The organism is Aeromonas sp. LsrichE-8G, assembly GCF_022869435.1.
Classification (GTDB): Bacteria; Pseudomonadota; Gammaproteobacteria; order Enterobacterales; family Aeromonadaceae; genus Aeromonas; species Aeromonas caviae.
In genome coordinates this window covers 44,812-67,677 of the sequence record NZ_JALIHH010000214.1, presented here as the reverse complement: position 1 = coordinate 67,677, position 22,866 = coordinate 44,812, and the positions used below count along the sequence as shown (strand labels likewise).

General features: G+C 61.6%; 19 protein-coding genes. 3 read left to right on the top strand and 16 right to left on the bottom strand.

All coding sequences use genetic code 11. The features are described 5' to 3' along the window. A partial coding sequence (locus MUW49_RS19320; protein WP_244813096.1) for an IS1595-like element ISKpn3 family transposase occupies window positions 1-636 on the top strand: 636 nt, incomplete at its 5' end. A gap of 140 nt (window positions 637-776) precedes the next feature. On the opposite strand, the gene MUW49_RS19315 is transcribed toward MUW49_RS19320, so the two are convergent. After that, window positions 777-2,069 carry an HAAAP family serine/threonine permease gene (locus MUW49_RS19315; RefSeq protein ID WP_049636279.1) on the bottom strand — a complete coding sequence of 431 codons (1,293 nt, stop codon included), beginning with the start codon at window positions 2,067-2,069 and terminating at the stop codon, window positions 777-779. 496 nt (window positions 2,070-2,565) lie between these two features. Between MUW49_RS19315 and MUW49_RS19310 the strand changes: the two genes are divergently transcribed. Both MUW49_RS19310 and MUW49_RS19305 read left to right on the top strand, forming a co-directional pair. Further along, complete coding sequence (locus MUW49_RS19310) at window positions 2,566-3,471, top strand: LysR family transcriptional regulator (protein ID WP_102949239.1); 906 nt, start codon at window positions 2,566-2,568, stop codon at window positions 3,469-3,471. 106 nt (window positions 3,472-3,577) lie between these two features. Then, a complete protein-coding gene (locus MUW49_RS19305) occupies window positions 3,578-4,969 on the top strand; it encodes an MATE family efflux transporter (RefSeq protein WP_113977720.1) in 1,392 nt (463 codons plus the stop codon). Between the two features lie 298 nt (window positions 4,970-5,267). Here MUW49_RS19305 and accA read toward each other — a convergent pair whose 3' ends face one another. The 15 genes from accA to pyrH all read right to left on the bottom strand — a co-directional run bounded on the left by accA (window position 5,268) and on the right by pyrH (window position 22,804). Next, a complete protein-coding gene (gene accA, locus MUW49_RS19300) occupies window positions 5,268-6,218 on the bottom strand; it encodes an acetyl-CoA carboxylase carboxyl transferase subunit alpha (protein ID WP_010673419.1) in 951 nt (316 codons plus the stop codon). A 16-nt stretch (window positions 6,219-6,234) separates the two neighbouring features. After that, window positions 6,235-9,714, bottom strand: a complete 3,480-nt coding sequence (gene dnaE, locus MUW49_RS19295; protein ID WP_041211337.1) for a DNA polymerase III subunit alpha — start codon at window positions 9,712-9,714, stop codon at window positions 6,235-6,237. Window positions 9,715-9,767: 53 nt separating this feature from the next. Then, complete coding sequence (gene rnhB / locus MUW49_RS19290; protein WP_010673417.1) at window positions 9,768-10,358, bottom strand: ribonuclease HII; 591 nt, start codon at window positions 10,356-10,358, stop codon at window positions 9,768-9,770. A 78-nt stretch (window positions 10,359-10,436) separates the two neighbouring features. Beyond that, complete coding sequence (gene lpxB, locus MUW49_RS19285) at window positions 10,437-11,576, bottom strand: lipid-A-disaccharide synthase (protein ID WP_010673416.1); 1,140 nt, start codon at window positions 11,574-11,576, stop codon at window positions 10,437-10,439. After that, window positions 11,569-12,360 (bottom strand): acyl-ACP--UDP-N-acetylglucosamine O-acyltransferase, encoded by a 792-nt coding sequence (gene lpxA / locus MUW49_RS19280; protein ID WP_080988583.1) that lies wholly within the window; start codon window positions 12,358-12,360, stop codon window positions 11,569-11,571. Before lpxA ends, lpxB begins: the two co-directional genes overlap by 8 nt. Before the next feature lie 2 nt (window positions 12,361-12,362). After that, window positions 12,363-12,824, bottom strand: a complete 462-nt coding sequence (gene fabZ, locus MUW49_RS19275; RefSeq protein ID WP_010673414.1) for a 3-hydroxyacyl-ACP dehydratase FabZ — start codon at window positions 12,822-12,824, stop codon at window positions 12,363-12,365. A 24-nt stretch (window positions 12,825-12,848) separates the two neighbouring features. Then, a complete protein-coding gene (lpxD, locus tag MUW49_RS19270) occupies window positions 12,849-13,868 on the bottom strand; it encodes a UDP-3-O-(3-hydroxymyristoyl)glucosamine N-acyltransferase (protein ID WP_039039449.1) in 1,020 nt (339 codons plus the stop codon). A gap of 3 nt (window positions 13,869-13,871) precedes the next feature. After that, complete coding sequence (locus MUW49_RS19265) at window positions 13,872-14,384, bottom strand: OmpH family outer membrane protein (protein WP_029313943.1); 513 nt, start codon at window positions 14,382-14,384, stop codon at window positions 13,872-13,874. A gap of 147 nt (window positions 14,385-14,531) precedes the next feature. Beyond that, on the bottom strand, window positions 14,532-16,955 hold the full coding sequence (gene bamA, locus MUW49_RS19260) for an outer membrane protein assembly factor BamA (protein ID WP_043152310.1): 2,424 nt from the start codon (window positions 16,953-16,955) through the stop codon (window positions 14,532-14,534). A 34-nt stretch (window positions 16,956-16,989) separates the two neighbouring features. Next, on the bottom strand, window positions 16,990-18,342 hold the full coding sequence (gene rseP, locus MUW49_RS19255) for a sigma E protease regulator RseP (RefSeq protein WP_043152308.1): 1,353 nt from the start codon (window positions 18,340-18,342) through the stop codon (window positions 16,990-16,992). A 76-nt stretch (window positions 18,343-18,418) separates the two neighbouring features. Further along, window positions 18,419-19,615 carry a 1-deoxy-D-xylulose-5-phosphate reductoisomerase gene (gene ispC / locus MUW49_RS19250; RefSeq protein WP_010673409.1) on the bottom strand — a complete coding sequence of 399 codons (1,197 nt, stop codon included), beginning with the start codon at window positions 19,613-19,615 and terminating at the stop codon, window positions 18,419-18,421. Between the two features lie 67 nt (window positions 19,616-19,682). Continuing rightward, window positions 19,683-20,540, bottom strand: a complete 858-nt coding sequence (locus tag MUW49_RS19245) for a phosphatidate cytidylyltransferase (protein WP_029313939.1) — start codon at window positions 20,538-20,540, stop codon at window positions 19,683-19,685. A gap of 27 nt (window positions 20,541-20,567) precedes the next feature. Beyond that, a complete protein-coding gene (gene uppS, locus MUW49_RS19240; RefSeq protein WP_039039427.1) occupies window positions 20,568-21,344 on the bottom strand; it encodes a polyprenyl diphosphate synthase in 777 nt (258 codons plus the stop codon). Window positions 21,345-21,416: 72 nt separating this feature from the next. After that, entirely contained in the window at window positions 21,417-21,974 is a 558-nt protein-coding gene (frr, locus tag MUW49_RS19235; protein ID WP_010673406.1) for a ribosome recycling factor, read from the bottom strand. 95 nt (window positions 21,975-22,069) lie between these two features. Next, the gene (pyrH, locus tag MUW49_RS19230) at window positions 22,070-22,804 is read right to left on the bottom strand and encodes a UMP kinase (RefSeq protein WP_010673405.1); all 735 of its coding nucleotides are present in this window, start codon (window positions 22,802-22,804) and stop codon (window positions 22,070-22,072) included. Window positions 22,805-22,866: the final 62 nt, after the last annotated feature.

Sequence of the window (22,866 nt, the reverse complement as noted above, 5' to 3'; positions counted from 1 at the left end):
CTAAAGCGCCAGTTGGGCGTCAAATATGACACCGCCTGGATGCTCAAGCACAAGCTGCTGCAAGCCATGAAAGAGTCCGATGACAAGCAGCCCATCAGCGGCATCATTCAGCTCGATGATGTCTACTGGGGTGGCGAGCGCCGTGGCGGCAAACGGGGTCGGGGCGCGGCAGGCAAGACGCCGTTTGTGGCAGCAGTGGCCCTGAACAAGGAAGGACATCCAATCAAGATGCGGATGACGGTGGTCGATGGTTTCAAAACCAAGTCCGTTGCTGATTGGGCAAAACGGCATATTGCCAGTGGTAGCGCGGTGATATCCGATGGATTGGCCTGTTTCAAAGCGGTCAAGGAGGCCAATTGTGAGCACCTGGGTGTTGTCACCGGGGGCAACCTGGACTGGCTGGATCATCCGGCATTCAACTGGGTAAACACGATGATAGGAAATGTGAAAAACTCGCTGCGGGGCAGTTGCCATACGCTCGGAGCGAAGCATTTACCAAGGCATCTTGCGGAATACTGCTTCCGGTTTAATCATCGTTTTGACCTCAAGAGCATGTTGGTTGAATTGGGGCATGCAGTCGTGGCAAGCCCTCCGATGCCATATCGGCTCTTGAAGCTGGCTGAGGGTCATGGGTAATCAGGAAAGCGTATGGCATATGGATTTAGGGACTCAGAATACTTTTTTCTGAAAATCAAGGCGGCCTTCCCCGGAAAGCCGCGATGAACCTAAAAAAACCGCCCCGGGGGGCGGCTTTCTCACAGGGATGAACGCTGTCATCAGGCAATCAGCTTGTAGATGATGCCGGACATGGCGATGAGGCCGATGAGGGTGACGAAGCCGTTGCTGAGGTTGCCGGCATATTTGCGCATGGCCGGCACCTTGGCGATGGCGTACATCGGCATCAGGAAGAGCAGCATGGCGATGATGGGGCCGCCCAGATCTTCAATCATGCCGAGGATGCTCGGGTTGATGGTGGCCACGGCCCAGGTGGTCAGGATCATGAAGACCGCGGTCACCTTGTTCAGCTGCTTGACGTCGACGTTCTTGCCCTTCTCGCGCAGGGACTTGGCCATCAGGCCGTTCATGCCCTCTTGCGCACCCAGGTAGTGACCCAGGAAGGACTTGCTGATGGCAACCATGGCGATGAGCGGTGCCACGGTGGCGATCACCGGGTTGTCGAAGTGGTTGGCCAGGTAGGAGAGGATGGAGATGTTCTGCTCCTTGGCCGCCGCCAGGTCAGCCGGGGAGAGGCTCAGCACGCAGCTGAACACGAAGAACATTACCGTCATCACCATCATGACGTGGGCGCCCAGCAGGATGTTGCTGCACTTCTTCTCGGCGTTGGCGCCGTAGCGGCCTTTGTTGTCCACCGCGAAGGAGGAGATGATCGGGGAGTGGTTGAAGGAGAACACCATCACCGGGATGGCCAGCCACAGGGTCTTGATGAAGTCGCCGTTGAAGGCCTCACCCAGCGCAGGGGCTTCGGTGATGATGGCACCGTTCCAGTGCGGGATCAGGTAGAGCGCCAGGCCCATCAGGGTGACCACGAACGGGAAGACCAGCACGCTCATCGCCTTGACGATGACCTGGCCGCCCAGGCGAACGATCGCCATCAGACCCAGGATCAGCACCAGGGAGAGGATGGCACGGGGAGGTGCCGTCATGCCCAGCTGGTGCACCATCAGGCTCTCGACGGTGTTGGTAATGGCCACGGAGTACATCAGCAGGATGGGGTAGATGGCGAAGAAGTAGAGCAGGGTGATGAACTTGCCTGCGGTCTTGCCGAAGTGCTCTTCCACCACCTCGGTGATGTCGCCGTCACGGGTGGAGCCGGACAGCACGAAGCGGGTCAGGCCACGGTGGGCGAAGAAGGTCAGCGGCAGGGCCAGGATCAGCATGGCGACCAGCGGCCACAGGCCACCGACACCGGCATTGATCGGCAGGAAGAGGACACCGGCGCCGATGGCGGTACCGTACAGACCCAGCATCCAGACCACGTCGGCCTTGTTGATGCCACGGGAGGAGGCTTTGCTCAAGCTGCCTTCAACTGCAATGTTCATGTCAGACATAGGGGTGTTCCTGTCATCAAGGAAAGTGGGATCTTAACTTGTCAGTGGGCCTGGGCCCGGTTCCTTTCCCTGGAACTCCAGCTATTCGTCCTGTTTGTTCCTCCGCCCCGGCCATCCGGCCGCCACTCCCTGTGGCAACCTGATTGCAACAAACACGGGCGGGGAGTCGTAATACAGAGGGGATCGTGCTCGCTCGTTAACAACGGGATAACGCTCACCTCATCCGATGAGATGACTCTAGTTAAAAGGCCCTATTAATCACAGCGTTTTTTTGAATTAATCAACCAAAGTTTGATTGGAATCGCCTTTCCGTCGCTTCAGATCACACTTGAATCGCCATATTGCGATTTTTTTTTAACATATAAACTTTTTGATGTGATCCACCTCACCCTTGAAACGCGCAACAATTTTGTCACAATCCCCTCATTGCCCCCCGATTGTCTCCCGTCGCCCCATGGCGTACCCTTTGTGTCCGCCCCTTTTCTGCGTACCGACCATGACCCTCTCCCGCACCGATCTCGCCGAGCTGGCCGTGTTTGCCGCCGTCGCCCGTCACCGCAGTTTCAGCAAGGCCGCCCTCGAGCTCGGGGTCTCCGCCTCGGCCCTGAGTCATGCCCTCAAAGGGCTGGAGAGTCGCCTGGCCGTCAGGCTGCTCAATCGCAGCACCCGGGCCGTGGTGCCGACCGAGGCGGGCGAACGGCTGCTGGCCCAGGTACTGCCGACCCTGGGGCAACTGGAGACGGCACTGGCGGAGCTGACGCGCCACGCGGGCGAACCCGTGGGCAGGCTCAGGCTCTGTGCCCCCCGAGCCGCCATCCAGGAGGTGCTGGCCCCGGTGCTCATCGACTATCTGGTGCGCTACCCGCGCATGCAGGTGGAGGTGGAGGAGCTGGAGCTGATGCCCCGCCTCATCGAGGATGGCTACGACGCCGCCCTCTTCTACGGCGACCTGCTGCCCCAGGAGATGATCTCGGTTCCCCTGGGCCCGCAGCAGCGCTATCTGGTGGTGGGCTCCCCCGACTATCTGGCACGGCGTGGCACCCCTCGCCACCCCTCGGATCTGCGCCAGCACGACTGCATCGGTTATCGGCTCACGCCCCATCACCACTATCGCTGGGCCTTTGCCGCCGAGGGGGAACTGCTGGAGATCGAAGTGACGGGCCCGCTCACCACCAGCACGCCCGCGCTCTACCTGGGGGCGGCCGAGGCGGGGCTCGGGCTCGCCTACTGCCACGAAGGGGAGGTGTTCGACGCCCTGGCATCGGGGCGGCTGGTGAGCGTGCTGGATGACTGGAGCCCCAGCTTTGCCGGGTTCAACCTCTTCTATCCGGGCCGGCACCAGCTGGGGCAAGGGCTGCGAGCCCTGATCGACATGCTGAAGGAGTATCACAGGATCCGCTGATTGATGAAATACATTCAGCAATTCATCAAATGAAAGCCTGATTATCAATTAAACCATAAGAAACTAGACTGTCTGCTCGATTCCGGCCCTTTTCCCGAGTACAGATATGTCCGCCTACTTCCGCCTGCGTCAACGGGCCATGGCCCGCCGTTTCTGGGGCTATGCCCTCCCCTCCGTCATGGCCATGCTGGTCTCCGGCGCCTACTACCTGGTGGACGGCATCTTCGTCGGCCACTACGTGGGGGCCGCCGGCCTTGCCGGCATCAACCTGGTCTATCCGGTCATCATGGTGCTCATCGGCCTCGCCGCCATGATCGCCATGGGGGCCGCCACCGCCATCTCCTTCCAGCAGGGCGCCAGGAACCTCGCTCTGGCCCGCCAGGCTCTGGTCAGCGCCCTCTGGCTGCTGCTGATCCTGGGCACGGTAGCGCCGCTGCTGCTGCACCACTGGCACACCGATATCCTGCAGGCCTTGGGAATGGCCCCCGGCACCGACACCTGGCAGCAGGCCAGCGACTACCTCACCTGGATTGGCGGTGGCACCCTGCTGCTCGCCAGCAACCTGGCGGTGCCCTACCTGCTTCGCAACGACGGCCGCCCTCGCCTCGCCATGGTACTGGTGAGCGGCGGCGCCCTCCTCAACATCCTGCTCAACTACATCATGGTGGGCCGGCTCGGGCTCGGCCTCACCGGCACGGCCCAGGCCACCCTCCTCTCGGAGGCCATGGTCAGCCTGCTCGGCCTGGGGTACTTCTTCACCCGCCACGCCCGGTTGCGGCTGACCTGGCGCCAGCTGGTGCCCCGCTTCCCGGCCATGCCCGGCCTGCTCTTCACCGGGCTGCCGAGCCTCATCGCCCAGTTCAATCTGGGGCTGCTGTTGCTGCTGCACAACAGCCAGCTGATGGTGCACGGCACGGTCAAGGATCTGGCGGGCTTCACCGTGGCGGGGTACACGGAGGCGGTCTTCATCGTCATCCTGCAGGGACTGGCGTTTGGCATCCAGCCCCTGGTGAGCCAGGCAGCCGGGGCCGGGCGCCATCGCGACCTCCAGTTCCTGATGGCGATGGGGCTCAAGATCACCCTGGTCTATGGCCTGGGGGTCTGGCTGATTGTCCAGCTGCTGCCGCAGCCGGTCGCCATGCTCTACACCGGGGATCAGGACGCAGAGCTGCTCGCCGCCGCCATCAGCAGCCTGACCCTCAACCTCGCTGCCCTGCCCCTGGAGGGGATCGTCATGTTCGGCATCGTGCTGTTGCAGGCCATGGCCCGCACCCGCCAGGCCCTCGTCATCTCTGTGGCCAAGACGGTGCTGCTGCTGCCCCTCATCTTCCTGCTGCCCCTCTGGTGGGGGCGCGACGGGGTCTTGATGGCACAGCCCGCCACCGTGCTGCTGCTGACGCCCCCCCTGTGCTGGCTGCTGTGGCGGGAGTGGCGGGCCCTGAGCCCTGCCGGAGGGCGTGCTTCCGTCCCCATGCAACGGGCGCTGACCGCCCCCTGAGGCCCGCCCGGCGTCCCCCCACAAACGTCGCCCATAAAAAAAGTCCCCGCATGCGGGCAATGCTGTTCAGATAAGCACATTTTTGACTAATTATTCATAAATGCGACTTGAGTTGGGGGAGCAAGGCTGTTTCCAGTCGATGTTCCTTCAGCCTTTATCCAGCGTGGCTTGCAATAGAAAGAGGGAGGCATCATGCCTCCCTCATTTTTTAGCCCTGATACTACGTGGACTGGAACTCAAATTCTCTTAAGTGAACAGCATTGCCCGCATGCGGGGACTTTTTATTGGAAGCGGCAGATCAGCAGTAGCCGTAACCCAGCAGACGCTGGTAGCGCTGCTCCAGCAGTTGCTCGCTGTCGAGGGGGCGCAGGGCATCCAGATCCTGCTTGATGCGTGCTTTCAGGTGCTTGGCCATCTTCTCCACGTCGCGGTGGGCACCGCCGAGGGGCTCCTCGACGATGTTGTCGATGAGCTTCAGCTCCTTCAGGCGCTGGGCGGTGATGCCCATGGCATCCGCCGCCACCGAGGCCTTCTCGGCGCTCTTCCACAGGATGGAGGCGCACCCTTCCGGGGAGATGACGGAGTAGGTGGAGTACTGCAACATGTTGACCCGATCGCCCACGCCGATGGCGAGAGCGCCGCCGGAGCCGCCTTCACCGATCACGGTGCAGACAACCGGCACGGTCAGGCCGGCCATGACTTTCAGGTTGCGGGCGATGGCTTCGGACTGGCCACGCTCCTCGGCACCGACGCCGGGGTAGGCACCCGGGGTGTCGATGAAGGTGATGATCGGCATCTTGAAGCGCTCGGCCATCTCCATCAGGCGCAGGGCCTTGCGGTACCCTTCCGGGCGCGGCATGCCGAAGTTGCGCTTGATCTTCTCCTTGGTCTCGCGACCCTTCTGGTGACCGATGATCATCACGGGCTCGCCGTCGAGACGGGCGATGCCGCCGACGATGGCCTTGTCATCGGCATAGGCGCGATCCCCGGCCAGCTCGTCGAAATCGGTGAAGATCTGCTCGATGTAGTCGAGGGTGTAGGGGCGCTGGGGATGACGTGCCATCTGGGATACCTGCCAGGCCCCCAGATCGCCGAAGATCTTCTTGGTCAGCTCTTCGTTTTTCTTCTCCAGCCGGCGAATGTCTTCGCTGAGATCCACGGCACTGTTGTGCTCGCTCACATGGCGCAGTTCATCGATCTGTGCCTGCAACTCGGCGATCGGCTGTTCAAAATCCAGAAAAAGACTCATAGGGACAATAGATCCTCTAATCAAAAACCAATTCAACCCGCTCTCGTCCAAGCAGGACTCGCAAGTCATCTATCAGTTGATCGGTGGGCGTCACCCGCCACTCGGTACCGAGCGTCAATCGCACCCGGGAACCGGGGCGACGATAGTTTACCTGAACCGGACAGACTCCGGCACGGGCGGGCTCCAAAATCTCGCACAAACGCGGGAAAAAGCGCTCGTCAATGCGTTGTTCATCGAGGGAGATGCGGATTGCCCTGGCAAAACGCTCCCTCGCATCGTTGATATCCAGCAACTCGCGGGCCGACATTTTAAGGCCACCGGAGAAGTCATCAAAGCTGACCTGTCCAGAAACCACTAAAATACGGTCTTTTTGCATCAATTCTTCGTATTTTTCCAGCGCTTCACTGAACAGGGTCACATCCAGACGGCCGGATCTGTCGTCCAGGGTGAAGATCCCCATCTTGTTGCCGCGCTTGGTCACCATGCTGCGCGCCGCGATCACCAACCCCGCCGCCGTGGTCACCGTATCCCGGGAGGTGGGATGCAGATCGCACAACCGACCCGAGGTGTAGCGCCGCAGCTCGCTGCTGTACTGGTTGATGGGGTGACCGGTGAGGTAGAGCCCGAGGGTCTCGCGTTCCCCTTCCAGCCACACCTTGTCAGGCCAGTGCGGCACGTTGGCGAACGCCTTCTTGACGTCGTCGATCTCCTCCGTGAGCACGCCGAACATATCGACCTGCCCCACCGCCTGGGCCTTGGCGTGCTGCTCGGCGGCGCGCATCGCCTCCTCCAGGGTCGCCATCAGGGCGGCGCGGTGGGGGCCGAGCCTGTCCATGGCGCCGGAGAGGATGAGCTTCTCCATCACCCGTTTGTTGAGCTTCTTGATGTCGACCCGGTTGCAGAAATCGAACAGGTCGCGGAATGGACCGTCCCGATCCCGCGCCTCCAGGATCGCCTCGATGGGCCCTTCCCCTACTCCCTTCACCGCGCCGATGCCGTAGACGATGTGGCCGTCCTCGTTGACGCTGAAGCGGTAGCGGCCGGTGTTGACGTCCGGCGGGATCACGGTCAGCCCCATGCGCTGACACTCGTCCACCAGGGTCACTATCTTGTCGGTGTTGTCCATGTCCGCGGTCATCACCGCCGCCATGAACTCCGCCGGGAAGTGGGTCTTGAGCCAGAGGGTCTGGTAGGAGACCAGCGCATAGGCAGCGGAGTGGGACTTGTTGAAGCCGTAGCCCGCAAACTTCTCCACCAGATCGAAGATCTTCATCGCCAGTTCGCCGTCGACGCCGTTCTTGACCGCCCCCTCCTCGAAGCCCGCCCGCTGCTTGGCCATCTCTTCGGGTTTTTTCTTGCCCATGGCCCGGCGCAGCATGTCCGCGCCACCCAGGGTATACCCCGCCAGGGTCTGGGCGATCTGCATCACCTGCTCCTGGTAGAGGATGATGCCGTAGGTGGGCTCGAGTATGGGTTTGAGGCTTTCGTGCTGCCACTTCTCGTCCGGGTAGGAGATGGCCTCCTTGCCGTGTTTGCGCTCGATGAAGTTGTCCACCATGCCCGACTGGAGCGGGCCCGGGCGGAACAGGGCCACCAGCGCGATCATGTCTTCGAAGCAGTCGGGCTGCAGCCGCTTGATGAGGTCCTTCATGCCGCGGGATTCGAGCTGGAACACCGCCGTGGTCTCGAAGCGCTGCAAGAGGGCGAACGACTTCTTGTCGTCGATGGGGATGGCGGCGATGTCGACCGGCGGCTTGCCCTCTTTGGCAAGACGGGGGTTTATCATGCCAAGGGCCCAGTCGATGATGGTGAGCGTTCGCAGACCCAGGAAGTCGAACTTCACCAGGCCCGCGTACTCCACGTCGTTCTTGTCGAACTGGGTGACCGGATGATGCCCCTCGTCGTCGCAATAGAGCGGCGCGAAGTCGGTGATCTTGGTAGGCGCGATCACCACGCCACCGGCGTGCTTGCCGGCGTTGCGCACCACCCCTTCCAGGCGGCGGGCCATGTCGATGAGGTCCTTGACCTCCTCGTCTTGCTCGTAGAGCTCCGGCAACTTGGGCTCGGCTTCGAACGCCTTGGCCAGGGTCATGCCCGGATCCGGCGGGATCAGCTTGGAGATGCGATCCACAAAACCGTAGGCGTGGCCCAGCACACGGCCGACGTCCCGCACCACCGCCTTGGCCGCCATGCTGCCGAAGGTGATGATCTGGGATACCGCCTCCCGGCCGTACATCTCGGAGACGTGATCGATCACCTCGTCGCGCCTGTCCATGCAGAAGTCGACGTCGAAGTCGGGCATGGAGACCCGCTCGGGGTTCAGGAAACGTTCGAACAGCAGGTCAAATTCCAGCGGATCCAGGTCGGTGATCTTGAGGGCATAGGCCACCAGCGACCCCGCCCCCGAGCCCCGGCCCGGACCGACGGGGATGCCGTTGTCCTTGGACCACTGGATAAACTCCATCACGATGAGGAAGTAACCCGGGAAGCCCATCTGGTTGATCACTTTGAGCTCGATGTCGAGACGCTCGTCATACTCGGGACGACGCTCGGCCCGCACCGCCGGATCCGGGAACAGGAAGGCCAGCCGCTCCTCCAGCCCTTCCTTCGACTTCATGACCAGGAAGTCTTCGGTGGTCATGTCGCCGGTGGGGAAGTTGGGCAGGAAATACTCGCCAAGGCGCACCGTCACGTTGCAGCGCTTGGCGATCTCCACCGTGTTTTCCAGGGCTTCCGGGATGTCGGCAAACAGCTCCGCCATCTCCTCCTGACTGCGCAGGTACTGCTGGGGGCTGTAGCGGCGCGGTCGGCGCTTGTCCATCAGGGTATAGCCGTCGTGGATGGCGACCCGGATCTCGTGGGCATCGAAGTCATCGGCGGTGAGGAACACCACCTCGTTGGTGGCAACCACCGGCAGTTCGAACTCGGTGGCAATGGCCACCGCCATGTGGAGGTAGACCTCCTCGTCCGGGCGGCCGGTACGCAGCAGCTCCAGGTAGTAGGCATCCGGGAAGTGGGTCTGGTAGAAGGCGAGGCAATGCTCCACCATCTGGCGGTTGCCCTTGAGCAGGAACTTGCCCACATCCCCCTCGCGCCCGCCGGAGAGGACGATCACCCCCTTGGCATGTTCGCCAAGCCAGGCCTTGTCGATGACGGGGCGCCCCTGCACATGGCCGCGCTGATAGCCGCGGGAGATGAGCAGGGTGATGTTCTGGTAGCCGTCGTTGTCCATGGCGAGCAGGGTGAGGCGAAACTGCTCGTCCCCAAGCTCGTCGCTCTGCACCCAGAAATCCGCCCCGACCAGGGGCTTGATCCCCTTGCCGTGGGCAGAGCCGTAGAAGCGCACCAGGCCGCACATGTTCATCTGGTCCGTCAGGGCCAGGGCCGGCATGTTGTTGGCGGCGGCTGCGGAGACGATGGGACCGATCTTCTGCAGGCCGTCGACCATGGAGAAGTCGGAATGCACCCTCAGGTGGATGAAACGGGGATCAGCCATGGTCACGCCCTCTCATTGCGCAAGCAGAAATCGTTCAGACAGATCGGCATCGGTTATTCGATCCCCAGGGCGCGGCGCACCGGCTTGAAGCTCTGACGGTATTCGGGCAGCGGGCCCCGTTCGGCCAGAATGGCGAGGTGCTCCGCCGTCGGGTAGCCCTTGTGGCGGGCGAAACCGTACTCGGGATGGCGGCTGTCCAGCTCGGTCATCTCGGCGTCCCGGGTCACCTTGGCGAGGATGGAGGCGGCGCTGATGGCGGCCACCAGGCTGTCCCCCTTGACCACGGCGCGGACCTCCATCGGCAATCTGGGGCAGCGGTTGCCGTCGATGAAGACCAGCTCGGGCGTCACCTTGAGCCCCGCCACGGCGCGCTGCATCGCCAGCATGGTGGCGTGCAGGATGTTGAGCTCGTCGATTTCCGCCGGGCTGGCGCGGCCGATGGCATAGGCCAGCGCCTTCTCTTTGATCTCGCCAAACAGGGCGAGCCGCTTCTTCTCGGAGAGTTTCTTGGAATCGGCGAGGCCAAGGATGGGATTGGCAGGATCCAGGATCACCGCGGCGGTGACCACGTCACCCACCAGGGGGCCGCGACCCACCTCGTCCACCCCGGCAATCAGCTTGTCTTCGGGAATATCGATCGTCATCTCATAGCCTTGAATCAAAACCGGCCCCGCAGGGCCAGTATCAGCACAACATCACGCCTGACACACAGGCAGAGCCCACTAACGCTCCAGCAGCGCGGCAACCGCTTCCGCTGCCTGCACATCCGCATTGCAGCGGATCTTCTCGTGCAACCGGGTGAAGGTGGTGATGAGCTCGCTGTTGTCATGGTCCAGCAGCTTGCTCACCTCTTCCACCAGGTTGGCCGGGGTGCACTCGTGCTGGATGAGCTCGGGCACCAGCATCTTGTCCGCCAGCAGGTTCGGCAGGGAGACATAATCCGTCTTCACCAGCCACTGGGCCAGCAAGTAGCTGAAGGGTTTGAGCTTGTAACCGACCACCATGGGCTTTTTCACCAGCATGGCCTCGAGGGCCGCGGTGCCGGAGGCGAGCATCACCACATCGGCGGCAATCATGGCCTCGCGGCCCTGGCCGTCCAGCAGCACCATGTCGAGCTCCGGGGCCACCTCGGCCTTGATGGCGAGGAACTGCTCGCGCCGTTTCTGGTTGACCAGAGGCACGATGAAACCGAGATCCGGGTTGTGCACCGTCAGGTGCTTGCACGCCTCGAGGAAGACCGGCGCCATGAAGCCCACTTCCGCCGTGCGACTCCCCGGCAGTACCGCCAGCCAGCGACGGGCGGGATCGATGCCGAGGGCCTCGCGCACCGCCCCTTGATCCGGGACCAGCGGAATGTCGTCCGCCATGGTGTGGCCGACGAAGCGACAGGGGGCATCGAAACGGTCGTAGAAGGCTTTCTCGAACGGCAGGAAGGCGAGCACCATGTCGGTGGCCGCCTTGATCTTGTGAATGCGGCCCTGACGCCAGGCCCAGACGGAGGGACTGACATAGTGGACCGTCTTGATACCGGCGCGGCGCAGTTTCAGCTCCACCCCGATATTGAAATCCGGTGCATCCACACCGACGAAAATGTCGGGGGGATTGGCGATGAAGTGGCGCAGCAGTTCGCGGCGCACCTGGAGGATGCGGGGCAGACGGCCCAGCACCTCGGTGATGCCCATGACGGAGAGCTCCTCCATCTCGAACAGCGCCTTCACGCCGAGAGCCTGCATCCGCGGCCCGGCGATCCCTTCGAACTGCGCATCCGGGTAGCGGGCTTGCAGTTCGCGCACCAGCCCTGCGGCCAGGATGTCGCCGGAGGTCTCTCCGGCGACGATGCCGATGCGAATGGGATCAGGCACGGATGATCCCGCGCTCGTTGTCCTTGAGGAAATCCACATAGAGCTGGATGGCAGGTTCGCTCTGGGCCATCTCGCTCAGCACGGGCATCACCTCTTCAATGGTCTTGCCGGAGCGGAAGATCTCCTTGTAGGCGCGCTTGACGGCAGAGATCGCCTCGGCGCTGAAGCCACGACGACGCAGGCCTTCGGAGTTGACCCCGAACGGCTTGGCGTAGTTGCCGGCAGCCATCACGTAGGGCGGCACGTCCTTGTTCAGGGCAGCGCAGCCGCCGACGAAGGCGTGGGAGCCGACGCGGCCGAACTGGTGAATGGCAGACAGACCGCCGAAGATCACGAAGTCACCGATGTGCACATGGCCCGCCAGGGTGGCGTTGTTGGCGAAGATGCAGTTGTCACCGATGATGCAGTCGTGGGCAACGTGAACGTTGACCATGAACAGGTTGCCGCTACCCACCTTGGTCAGGCTCTGGTCCTGGGTGGTGCCGCGGTGCACGGTGCAGTTCTCGCGAAACACGTTGTTGTCGCCGATCTCGAGGAAGGTGCGCTCGCCGGCGTACTTCTTGTCCTGGCAATCCTCACCGATGGAGGTGTGCTGGAAGATCTTGTTGCCGCGACCGATCTTGGTCGGGCCCTTGATCACCACGTGGGAGCTCACCCAGGTGTTGTCACCGATTTCCACCTCGGCACCGATGACGGTGAAGGGGCCGATTTCAACCCCTTTGCCGATGACGGCAGACTCATGGACGATGGCGGTGTCGTGGATGATGGCAGTCTGATCGATCACGGTTATACCTCGCGCTTGGCGCACATCAGTTCGGCAGTACAGACCACTTCACCGTCGACGGTGGCGACACCGGTGAACTTGGCGATGCCGCGACGCTCCTTCAGGAACTCCACATCCAGCACCAGCTGATCGCCGGGGCCCACCGGGCGCTTGAAGCGGGCATTGTCGATGGAGGCAAAGTAATAGAGCTCGTTGGGGGACGGCTTGCCCACCATGGTGAAGGCCAGGATACCGGTGGCCTGGGCCATGGCTTCCAGGATCAGCACGCCGGGGAAGACCGGCTTGGCCGGGAAGTGGCCCTGGAAGATCGGCTCGTTGAACGAGACGTTCTTGATGGCGCGCAGGGTCTTGCGCTCATCGCTGATCTCGTAGTTTTCCACCTTGTCCACCATCAGGAACGGATAACGGTGGGGCAGCAGATCCATGATTTCCTGGATGCCCAGGCTCTTCTTTTCAGTAGTCAAAACAGTACCCTATACCAATCGTGATTATTCTTGATCCAGCTTTTTCTCAAGCTTGCTCAACCGCTTGTGCATCTCTTCGATACGCATCACCCGGGCGGCGGTCTTGCGCCACTCTTTATTGGTTTGCAGGGGGATGCCGGAAGAGTAGATACCGGGCTCGGTGATGGGACGCATCACCATGGCCATGCCGGTGACGGTGGCCTGGTCGCAGATCTCCATGTGCCCGTTAAAGACGGAGGCACCACCAATGATACAGTATTTGCCGACCTTGAGACTACCGGCCATCACGGTGGAGCCCGCCACGGCAGTGCCGTAGCCGATCTCGACGTTGTGGGCGATCTGGCACTGGTTGTCGATGATGACGTTGTCAGCGATGCGGGTATCTTCCAGCGCACCGCGGTCGATGGTGGTGCAGGCACCGATCTCGACCCGGTTGCCGATGGTCACGCCGCCGAGCTGGGGGATCTTGATCCACTCGCCGCGCTCGTTGGCATAACCGAAACCGTCTGCCCCGATCACGGTGCCGGCCTGTACCAGACAGTCCGTGCCCAGGGTCACGTTGTGATAGAGGGTGACGTTGGCCCACAACCGGGAGCGCGCTCCCAGTCGGGTATCCTTGCCAACGAAACAGCCCGGGCCGATGCGCACATCGTCACCCAGCACGACGCCGGATTCGATCACCGCATTGGCACCGATGGCCACTCTCTCGCCCAGTTGCACGTCCGCCGCGATGACGGCGCTCGGATGGATATCCATGGCCGGCTGCGGGGTGGTGTCCAGCAGTTGGGCAACCCGGGCAAAGCCCACATAGGGGTCTTTGAGCACCAGGGCGTTGGTGGGGCAAAACGGCAGGTCTGCCTCGGTGATGAGCACGGCAGTGGCCTTGCTCTGCTCCAGAAAATGCCGGTACTTCTTGTTGGACAGGAAGGCTATCTCCCCCTCCCCGGCTTTTTCCAGTGTCGCGACCTTGCGAATTTCCCGGGTCCCATCCCCATGGACCTCGGCCCCCAGTTGCTGGGCCAGCTGTGCGAGAGTGAATGCCATCAATTAGTTGCTCTTGCTAACCTGAGAAATAACCTGGCCGGAGATGTCCAGCTTGCTGGCTGCATACGGGGCGGCGTTGCGCTCCAGCACCAGATCGTAGCCATTGCTCTTGGCGATGGCGTCGATGGCAGCCTGCACCTTGGTCAGGATCTTGTTGCGCTCTTCGGACTGACGGCGACCGTTGTCCTGTTCAAACGCCTGACGCTTCTGGTTGAATTCCATTTGCAGCTTGGCCAGCTTCTCCTGGCTCTGCTTCTTCTGTTCGGCGCTCATGAAGGCTTCGTCCTTCTTGAACTTCTCGACCAGTGCCTGACCGTCGGACTCCAGCTTCTGCAGTTCACGCATGCGCGGCTCGAACTCGCCCTTCAGCTTCTTGGCAACGGCTTCACGCTGGGGCAGCTTTTGGAAGACTTCGCCCATGTCGACCACGGCAATCTTGGTCTCAGCGAAGGCAGAACCCATGCCGGCAGCCATCAGTGCAAAGCTCAAACCAGCTACTTTCAACGCTTTATTCACACTTACTCCTTGGTCCCTCGGTCGAGGGCTACCTGATTTACCTGATTGTGCAAGCGATCCACGAGATCGTCTTGTTACCTGGTGAGGCACGCAAACGCGCGACCCATCATGCTTCCCCCCGCCATGGCGGGGGGGCGTCCGCTCCCCTTAGAAGGTACGGCCGATGTTGAAGGAGAAGACTTGGGTGTCGTCCCCTTCGTATTTCTTGATTGGTCTTGCCAGCACGAACACCAGCGGGCCCATGGGAGAGAGCCACTGCAGCGACAGGCCGGTCGACATCCGGATGTTGCTCGGGTCGGAGTAGTCCATCAGATAGTTGCAACCACTGAAGCAACGGTTCTGATACTGGCTGTAGTCGAAGTGGGTATCCCACACGGAACCGGCGTCGATGAAGAAACTGGTCCGCAGCTGGGGCTGATAGGTCTCGGAGGCAAAGGGCGTCGGCACGATCATTTCCAGCGAGGCCACCGCCAGGGCGTTGCCCCCGACCGAGCTGTCAGTGCCCTGGATGACGTCGTTACCACTCAGGTTGTAGTAGTAGAGCGCCTTCGGACCGACTGTGTTGCTCTTGAAACCGCGCAGGGTATCGAAACCACCGGCGTAGTAGTTCTCGAAGAACGGCAGGACGTGCTCGTAATCGCCATTGGTGCCGTAGCCATCGCCGTAGGAGGCACGGGCCTTGGCCAGCATGACCCATTTGTGATCGGCATCAAACGGGAAGTAGTGGGCATCTTCTGCGTTGAGCTTGAAGTACTGCAGATCCATGCCGGGCACCGTCACCTTGGCGTTCACCCGCTGGCGGTCACCGGAGGTCGGGAACTGACCCTTGTTGAGGGTGGAGCGGGTCCAGCCGGCGGTGACGTCCACGGTGTTGAACACCATGCGGTTGTCGCCATCCAGATTGCCGTTGTAGACCTTCCAGAACTCGTCCACCTGTACATAGGGGTTGGGCTGGGACAGTTTGTTGTTTTCGTAGCCCAGGCTGAAGTCGAGACGGTTGTTCTCGTTGACCGGGAAGCCGCTGGAGAGACGGAAACCGACGGTGGTGTTCTCGTAGTCCACGATGTTGGCGTCGGCCGCACTGAACTTGTTGTAGTAGAGACGGCCGCCCAGGCTCACCCCGTCCACGGTGAAGTAGGGGTCGTTATAGCTCAGGTCGACGCTCTTGGAGTAGTCGTTGGTGCTGGCGTTGATGCCGATCTTCTTGCCGGTCCCCATGAAGTTGTCCTGCTGCAGACCCGCCTGCAGGCTCAGACCCGACTCGGTGCCGTAGCCGATACCGGCGTTGATGGACCCCGCCGGCTGCTCCTTGACCTTGAAGTCCAGATCGACCTGGTCATCGCTGCCCGGCACCCGCTTGGTGTCCACTTCCGCGGTCTCGAAGAAGCCGAGGCGGTTGAGACGGGTCTTGGACTGCTCGACGTTGTCGGAGGAGAGCCAGGTGCCCTCCATCTGGCGCATCTCGCGACGCAGCACTTCGTCCTTGGTGGTGACGTTGCCGCTGAAGTTGATGTTGCGCACATAGACCCGGGGACCCGGCTCAACGTTGACGATGAGCTCCACTTCCTTGGTCTGGTCGTTGATCTGGGGGAAGGTGACCACTTTCGGATAGGCGTAGCCGTAACGGCCGAGGAACTTGGAGAGCACCTCTTCGGTATGGGTCACCTGACTGGCGGAGTAGACGCTGCCCGCCTCGATGGGGATGAGGCCCTTCATCTCGCCGCCGCGGTCGATGAGGTCGCCCTTGAGCTGGATGCCGGAAACCTTGTACTGCTCCCCTTCCTTGACGTTGAGGGTGACATAGACCCCCTTCTTGTCCGGGGTCATGGAGACCTGGGTGGACTCCTGGGTGAAGCGGATGTAGCCGCGGTCCATGTAGTAGGAGCGCAGCACTTCGATGTCACCGGCCAGCTTCTGCTTCTGGTAGCGCTGATCGCCGGTGAAGTTCCACCAGGGCACGTCGTCCTTGAGGGAGAGCTGGGCCAGCAGCTTCTCTTCCGGGAAGACGTTGTTGCCGACGATGTTGATCTGCTGGATCTTGGCCGCTTCCCCTTCCACGAAGGTGAACTTGAGGTCGACTCGGTTGCGCGGCAGCGGGGTGACGATGGCCTTGACCTTGGCGGAGTACTTGCCCACGCCGTAGTAGAAATCTTCCAGCCCTTTCTCGAGGGAGCTCAGCACGGTGCGATCCAGCGGATCACCCACGCGGATCCCGGAGGATTCCAGGCTCTGGGTCAGTTGCTCTTCCTTGATGTCCTTGTTGCCGGAGAACTCGATGCTGGAGATGGTCGGGCGCTCCTTGACCACCACTTGCAGCACCTGACCCTCGCGATAGACCTTGACGTCCTCGAAGTTGCCGGAGGCATAGAGCTTCTTGATGGCGTTCGCCAGGGACACGGAGTCGACGGAATCACCGACACGCACCGGCAGATTCAACAGGGCGGCACCCAGGGTCACCCGCTGCAGGCCCTCGACCTGAATGTCTTGCACCACAAAAGAGGCCGGGGCAGCCTGAGCCAGGAAGCTGGCCCCCAGCAGGCAACTCAACACCAATGCTTTTTTAACAGCCATTTTGTTCTTATGTGTCCTTGTTGATGCTCTGGCCTCAGAGGCGAGCGAAATCATTAAACAGCGCAATGCCCATCAGTAACATCAGAATGGCGGCGCCTATCCTGAACCCAACTTCCTGAATTTTTTCCGATACCGGCTTGCCGGTGATCGCCTCGATGAGGAAATAGACCAGATGGCCACCATCGAGCACCGGCAGGGGGAACAGGTTGATGATCCCCAGGTTGACGCTGATGAGCGCCAGGAATCCGAGGAAATAGACCAACCCGTAATCGGCGCTGCTGCCGGCCCCCTTGGCGATGGAGATGGGGCCGCTCAGGTTGTCCAAAGAGACGATGCCACCGATCAGCTTGCCTATCATGTCGAAGGTCAGGGTGATCAGGCTCCAGGTCTTCTGGACCCCATGCCACAGGGCTTGCAAAGGCCCATACTGTAACAGAGTTCGATACTCATCCGGTAATGGAACCAGTTGCGGCGACAAGCCCACAAAACCGACCAGCTGGCCCTTCACTTTCTTCCCGTCCGGGGTCAGGGTCAGGGTCATCTCGCTGCCCCCGCGCTCCACCGTCACCTGCAGCGGCTGCGCCGGTGACTGCTGGACACGCTCGACAAACTGGGTCCATTCGGTGATGGCCTCTCCATCGACCCCCTTGATGCGATCCCCTATCTGAAGGCCGGCCTTCTCGCTGGCGCTCGATGGCACCACGGCCTCCACCACGGGCAGCACCTTGCCACCGAGGGGCACTATCCCGAGGCTCCCGATGGGTGACTCTTTGTCCGGATCGAATTTCCAACCTGCCAGCTGCAGGGTCTTGTCCACTGCATAGCTGGTGTTGGCCGCCTTGAGCTTGAGCTGGACCGAGTCATCGCCAAGGTGGCTGATGAGGGCGTAGGTGACGCTCTCCCAGTCACCGGTCTCCTCGCCGCCGACGCCGACGATCTCCATGCCTGGCAGGATGCCGGCCTCTGCCACGATGGAGGCGGGACGCACCTCGCCCACCACGGGTTTGACGCTCGGCACCCCTATCATGAACATCAGCCAGAAGGCGAACAGGGCGAACACGAAGTTCGCCATGGGGCCGGCCGCGACGATGGCCATCCGGGCCCAGACGCTCTTGTGGTTGAAGGCCTGCGCCTCCTCCCCCGGCTTGAGTTCGTCGACCCGGCCATCCAGCATCTTGACGTAACCGCCAAGGGGGATCAGGGCCAGCACGTATTCGGTGCCATCCTTGCCAAGGCGACGCCAGATGGCCTTGCCAAAGCCGATGGAGAAGCGCTCCACCTTGACGCCGCAACGACGAGCCACCCAGAAGTGGCCAAATTCATGCACCGCCACCAGCAGCCCGAGGGCCACGATGAAGGCGCCGATATTCCACAGAACCCCGCCCATCAGCCGCGTACCTCGCGGTCATGTCCAGTCCTGCGCTCGAGAGCATGGAGAGGGGCTGGCTGCCACCACAGTCCGTTCATACGGCAAGCTCCTTTATCAGTTGCTGGGCACGGGCTCGGGCCGTACCGTCCAGGGCGATGAGATCCGCCAGAGAGCCGGCAGCACTACTGCCCAGCTCGGCCATGACGGATTCGTTGACTCTGGCAATATCCATAAATCCGATCCGCTCTGCAAGAAAAGCCGCGACGGCCTCCTCGTTGGCGGCATTGAGGGAGGTGGTCGCCCCCTGCCCCTGCTGGCACGCGCTCATGGCCAGCGCCAGACAGGGATAGCGCTCATAGTCGGGCCGGATAAAGCTGAACTCTCCGACACTGAAGAAATCCAAAGGTTCCACACCGGACTCGATCCGTTCCGGATAGGCCAGAGCGTGGGCAATGGGGGTGCACATGTCCGGGTTGCCGAGCTGGGCCAGCACGGAGCCATCCTTGTACTGCACCATGGAGTGAATGACGGACTGGGGGTGGATCACCACCTGGATCTGCTCGGGGGCCGCATTGAACAGCCAGCGCGCCTCGATGTACTCCAACCCCTTGTTCATCATGGTGGCGGAGTCCACCGAGATCTTGGCCCCCATGGACCAGTTGGGATGGGCAATGGCTTGCGCCGGGGTGACATGGTGCAATTCACCCACATCGGCATAGCGGAAAGGTCCGCCGGAGCCGGTCAGCAGGATCTTGCTGATCCCCGCCCCGGCCAGATCGCAGAAACCGGGCTGGCGCTGCACGTCGACCGGCAGGCACTGGAAGATGGCGTTGTGTTCGCTGTCGATGGGCAGCAGCTCGGCGCCGTGCTCTCGCACCGCCTCCATGAAGAAGGCTCCGGACATCACCAGCGCCTCCTTGTTGGCCAGCAGAATGCGCTTGCCGGCGCGCACGGCAGCCATGGTGGGTGCCAGACCCGCCGCACCGACAATGGCCGCCATCACGCTGTGGGCATCGGGGTGAGCAGCCACGTCGCACAGGGCTGCCTGACCGGACAACACCCGAGTGGTGCTGCCGTGAGCCTTGAGCCGACCCGCCAGCTCGCTGGCGGCGCCTTCGTCCACCATGACGGCGAACCGGGGGGAGAATTCGAGACAGTCGCGCAGCATGGCGTCCACGCTGCGTGCAGCGGTCAGCGCCAGCACCTGCCAGCGCCCGGGGTTGTGGCGCAGTACCTTGAGGGTGCTCTGACCGATGGAGCCTGACGCTCCCAGGATCACCAGGTTTTGCATCAAGACTCCTGATTGGGTAACAGACTGATGGAGCGGGACGCTCCCGGGATCATCAGTGCGCGAAACATCAAAACTCCGGACCGAGCAACAGGTAGCTGAGCAGGAAGACGGGCAGCGCCGCCGTCAGGCTGTCGATGCGATCGAGAATGCCCCCATGGCCCGGCAACAGGGTGCCGGAATCCTTGATGCCGGCTTCCCGCTTGAACATGCTCTCGGCCAGATCGCCGAGCACGGAGGCCAGCACCGCCAGCAGAGAACAGAGCAGCACGGTGCCCATCTTGGCAGGCACGAAGCCCATGAACCAGGTCACGCCGATGGCCAGCAGGCTGGCGGTAAACAGCCCACCCAGCATGCCTTCGATGGTTTTACCCGGGCTCACGGCCGGTGCCAGCTTGTGTTTGCCGAACGCCTTGCCGAAAAAATACGCGCCAGAATCTGCCGCCCAGACCAGTCCCATCACGAACAGCAGGATCCAGGCTCCCATCATGGGGTCGTGGTAGAAGTTGTAACCGCGAATGGCCACCAGGGACCAGAAGAAGGGAACCAGGGTCACCAGACCGAACAGGGATTTGAGCCAGATGGATTCACGCCACAGCCTGGCGCTTTGCGGGTAGCGCAGCACCAGCACCAGCCCCAGCAGCCACCAGCTGACAGCGGTCCAGAGCACGCCCATCACCAGCGGATGCAGTTGGGGGATCCAGAGTTGCTCCACGGGCACCCAAAACAGGCTGGCCCCCAGCAGCAGACAGAACACCAGCGGCAACCACTGTTGCGGCTGGGCAGTGACGAAGGCACTCCACTCACGGCTGGCCAGCAGAAAGACCAGGGCGGCGAGCAGGGCAAAGAATTTCAACGGCAGAAAAAACAGCGCCCCCAACACTAGGGGTACTAACAGTAATGCGGTAATAATTCGTTGTTTTAGCAAAAGAAACCTCTCTCTTGGGAGCGGGGTTTAGCCGGTCTGTTGCGCGGCGATCAATTCCCGGATCTGTTCACCCGTACACCCGAAGCGACGCTCGCGAGCAACGAAGGAGGCAACTGCCCCACTGAACTCGGCCTCGTCAAAATCGGGCCACAGGACCGGGGTAAAATAGAGTTCGGCATAGGCGAGCTGCCACAGGACAAAGTTGCTGATGCGATGATCCCCGCCAGTGCGGATCAACAGATCCACGGGGGGCAGATCAGCCATGCAGACATGACGACCCAATGCCGCCTCATCGACCGCCTCGGCATCCAGTTCACCCGCCGCCACGGCCCGTGCCAGGGTCCGGGCCGCCTGGGCGATGTCCCACTGACCGCCATAGTTGGCGGCGATATTGAGGGTCAATCCCTGATTGTTGGCGGTCAGGGCCTCGGCCTTGGCGATCTTGGCCTGCAGCCGCTCGCTGAAGCGGGCAGTGTCGCCAATCACCCGAAGGCGAATGCCGTTGCTGTGCAACTTGCTCACCTCGCGACCCAGCACCGTCATGAACAACTCCATCAGGGCGTTGACTTCCCCTTCCGGACGGCGCCAGTTCTCGCTGGAAAACGCAAACAGGGTCAGCGCCTCCATCTTGGCACGGGCGGCAAAGGCCACGGCCTCACGCACGGATTTCACGCCCGCCTTGTGCCCGGAAACCCGCATCTTGCCGCGGTTCTGGGCCCAGCGACCATTGCCATCCATGATGATGGCGACGTGACGGGGCAAGGACGAGCTGGCGCTATCGCCTAGCGCTGCCAAAAGCGACATTCATTTCTCCCACAAAGACAAAAGCGCCGTGCAGGGGCACTACACGGCGCTCGTAATATACCTGTCGGAGGCTTAGATTTCCATTAGCTCCTTTTCCTTCACAACCAGGGCGTCATCCACCAGCTTGATGAAGGTATCGGTCAGCTTCTGGATCTCTTCCTGGGCGCGACGGTCGTCGTCTTCGGAGATCTCTTTCTCTTTCAGCAGGGCTTTCAGGTCGGCGTTGGCATCGCGACGGATGTTGCGAATGGCAACCCGGGCACCTTCGGCTTCGGCACGGACGATCTTGGTCAGATCACGGCGACGCTCTTCGGTCAGCGGCGGCAGCGGCACGCGCAGAGTCTGGCCGTTGCTGGACGGGTTCAGGCCCAGATCGGAGGTCAGGATGGCTTTTTCCACCGCCTGGATCATGGAGCGATCGAAGATGGAGATGGAGAGAGTACGGGCATCTTCTGCCACCACGTTGGCCAACTGCTTCAGAGGAGTGGCAGCACCGTAATACTCCACCTGGATGCCGTCGAGCAGGCTCGGGTGAGCACGGCCGGTACGGATCTTGGACATCTGGGTCTTCAGCGACTCTACGCTTTTGCCCATGCGGTCCTTGGCGTCGTTTTTAATCTCGTTGATCACAGTGGTTTTCCTTTTGGCGAACGAGCCGACGGGCGGCTCGTATCTATCTTGTTGACTGGCGTAATGGACAAGCGAGCCTAGGGCTCACACTTGCCTTACTTGCTGGCCTGGTGGATCAGGGTACCTTCCGGCTCACCCATGATCACGCGGCGCAGCGCGCCCGGTTTGTTCATGTTGAACACCCGGATCGGCAGATCGTGGTCGCGGGCCAGGGTAAAAGCAGCAAGATCCATCACTTTGAGTTCTTTTTCAAGAACTTCATCATAACTCAGTTCCTGATAGAGCACGGCATCCGGGTTCTTGACCGGGTCATCGGTGAACACGCCATCGACCTTGGTGGCTTTCAGCACGACGTCGGCTTCGATCTCGATACCGCGCAGGCAGGCTGCCGAGTCGGTGGTAAAGAAGGGGTTGCCGGTACCGGCAGAGAAGATCACCACCTTGCCGGCGCGCAGCTGGCTGATGGCTTCGGCCCAGCTGTAGGAGTCGCAGACCCCTTGCAGGGAGATGGCCGACATCAGGCGGGCATTCACATAAGCACGATGCAGGGCATCACGCATGGCCAGGCCGTTCATGACGGTCGCCAGCATGCCCATGTGGTCACCCACCACGCGATTCATGCCTGCCTTGGCAAGGCCGGCACCACGGAACAGGTTGCCGCCACCGATGACCAGACCGACCTGAACACCCAGCTCAACCAGCTCTTTGATCTCTTGGGCCATCCGTTCCAGCACCGCCGGATCAATGCCGAAACCCTCGGATCCTTGCAGGGCTTCACCACTCAACTTCAGAAGAACACGTCTGTATGCAGGCTTGGGATTGGTACTCATGTCACTGATTCCTGGTCATATAAAGACCGCGACATAAGTCGCGGTCTGGGGAAACGGAAAAA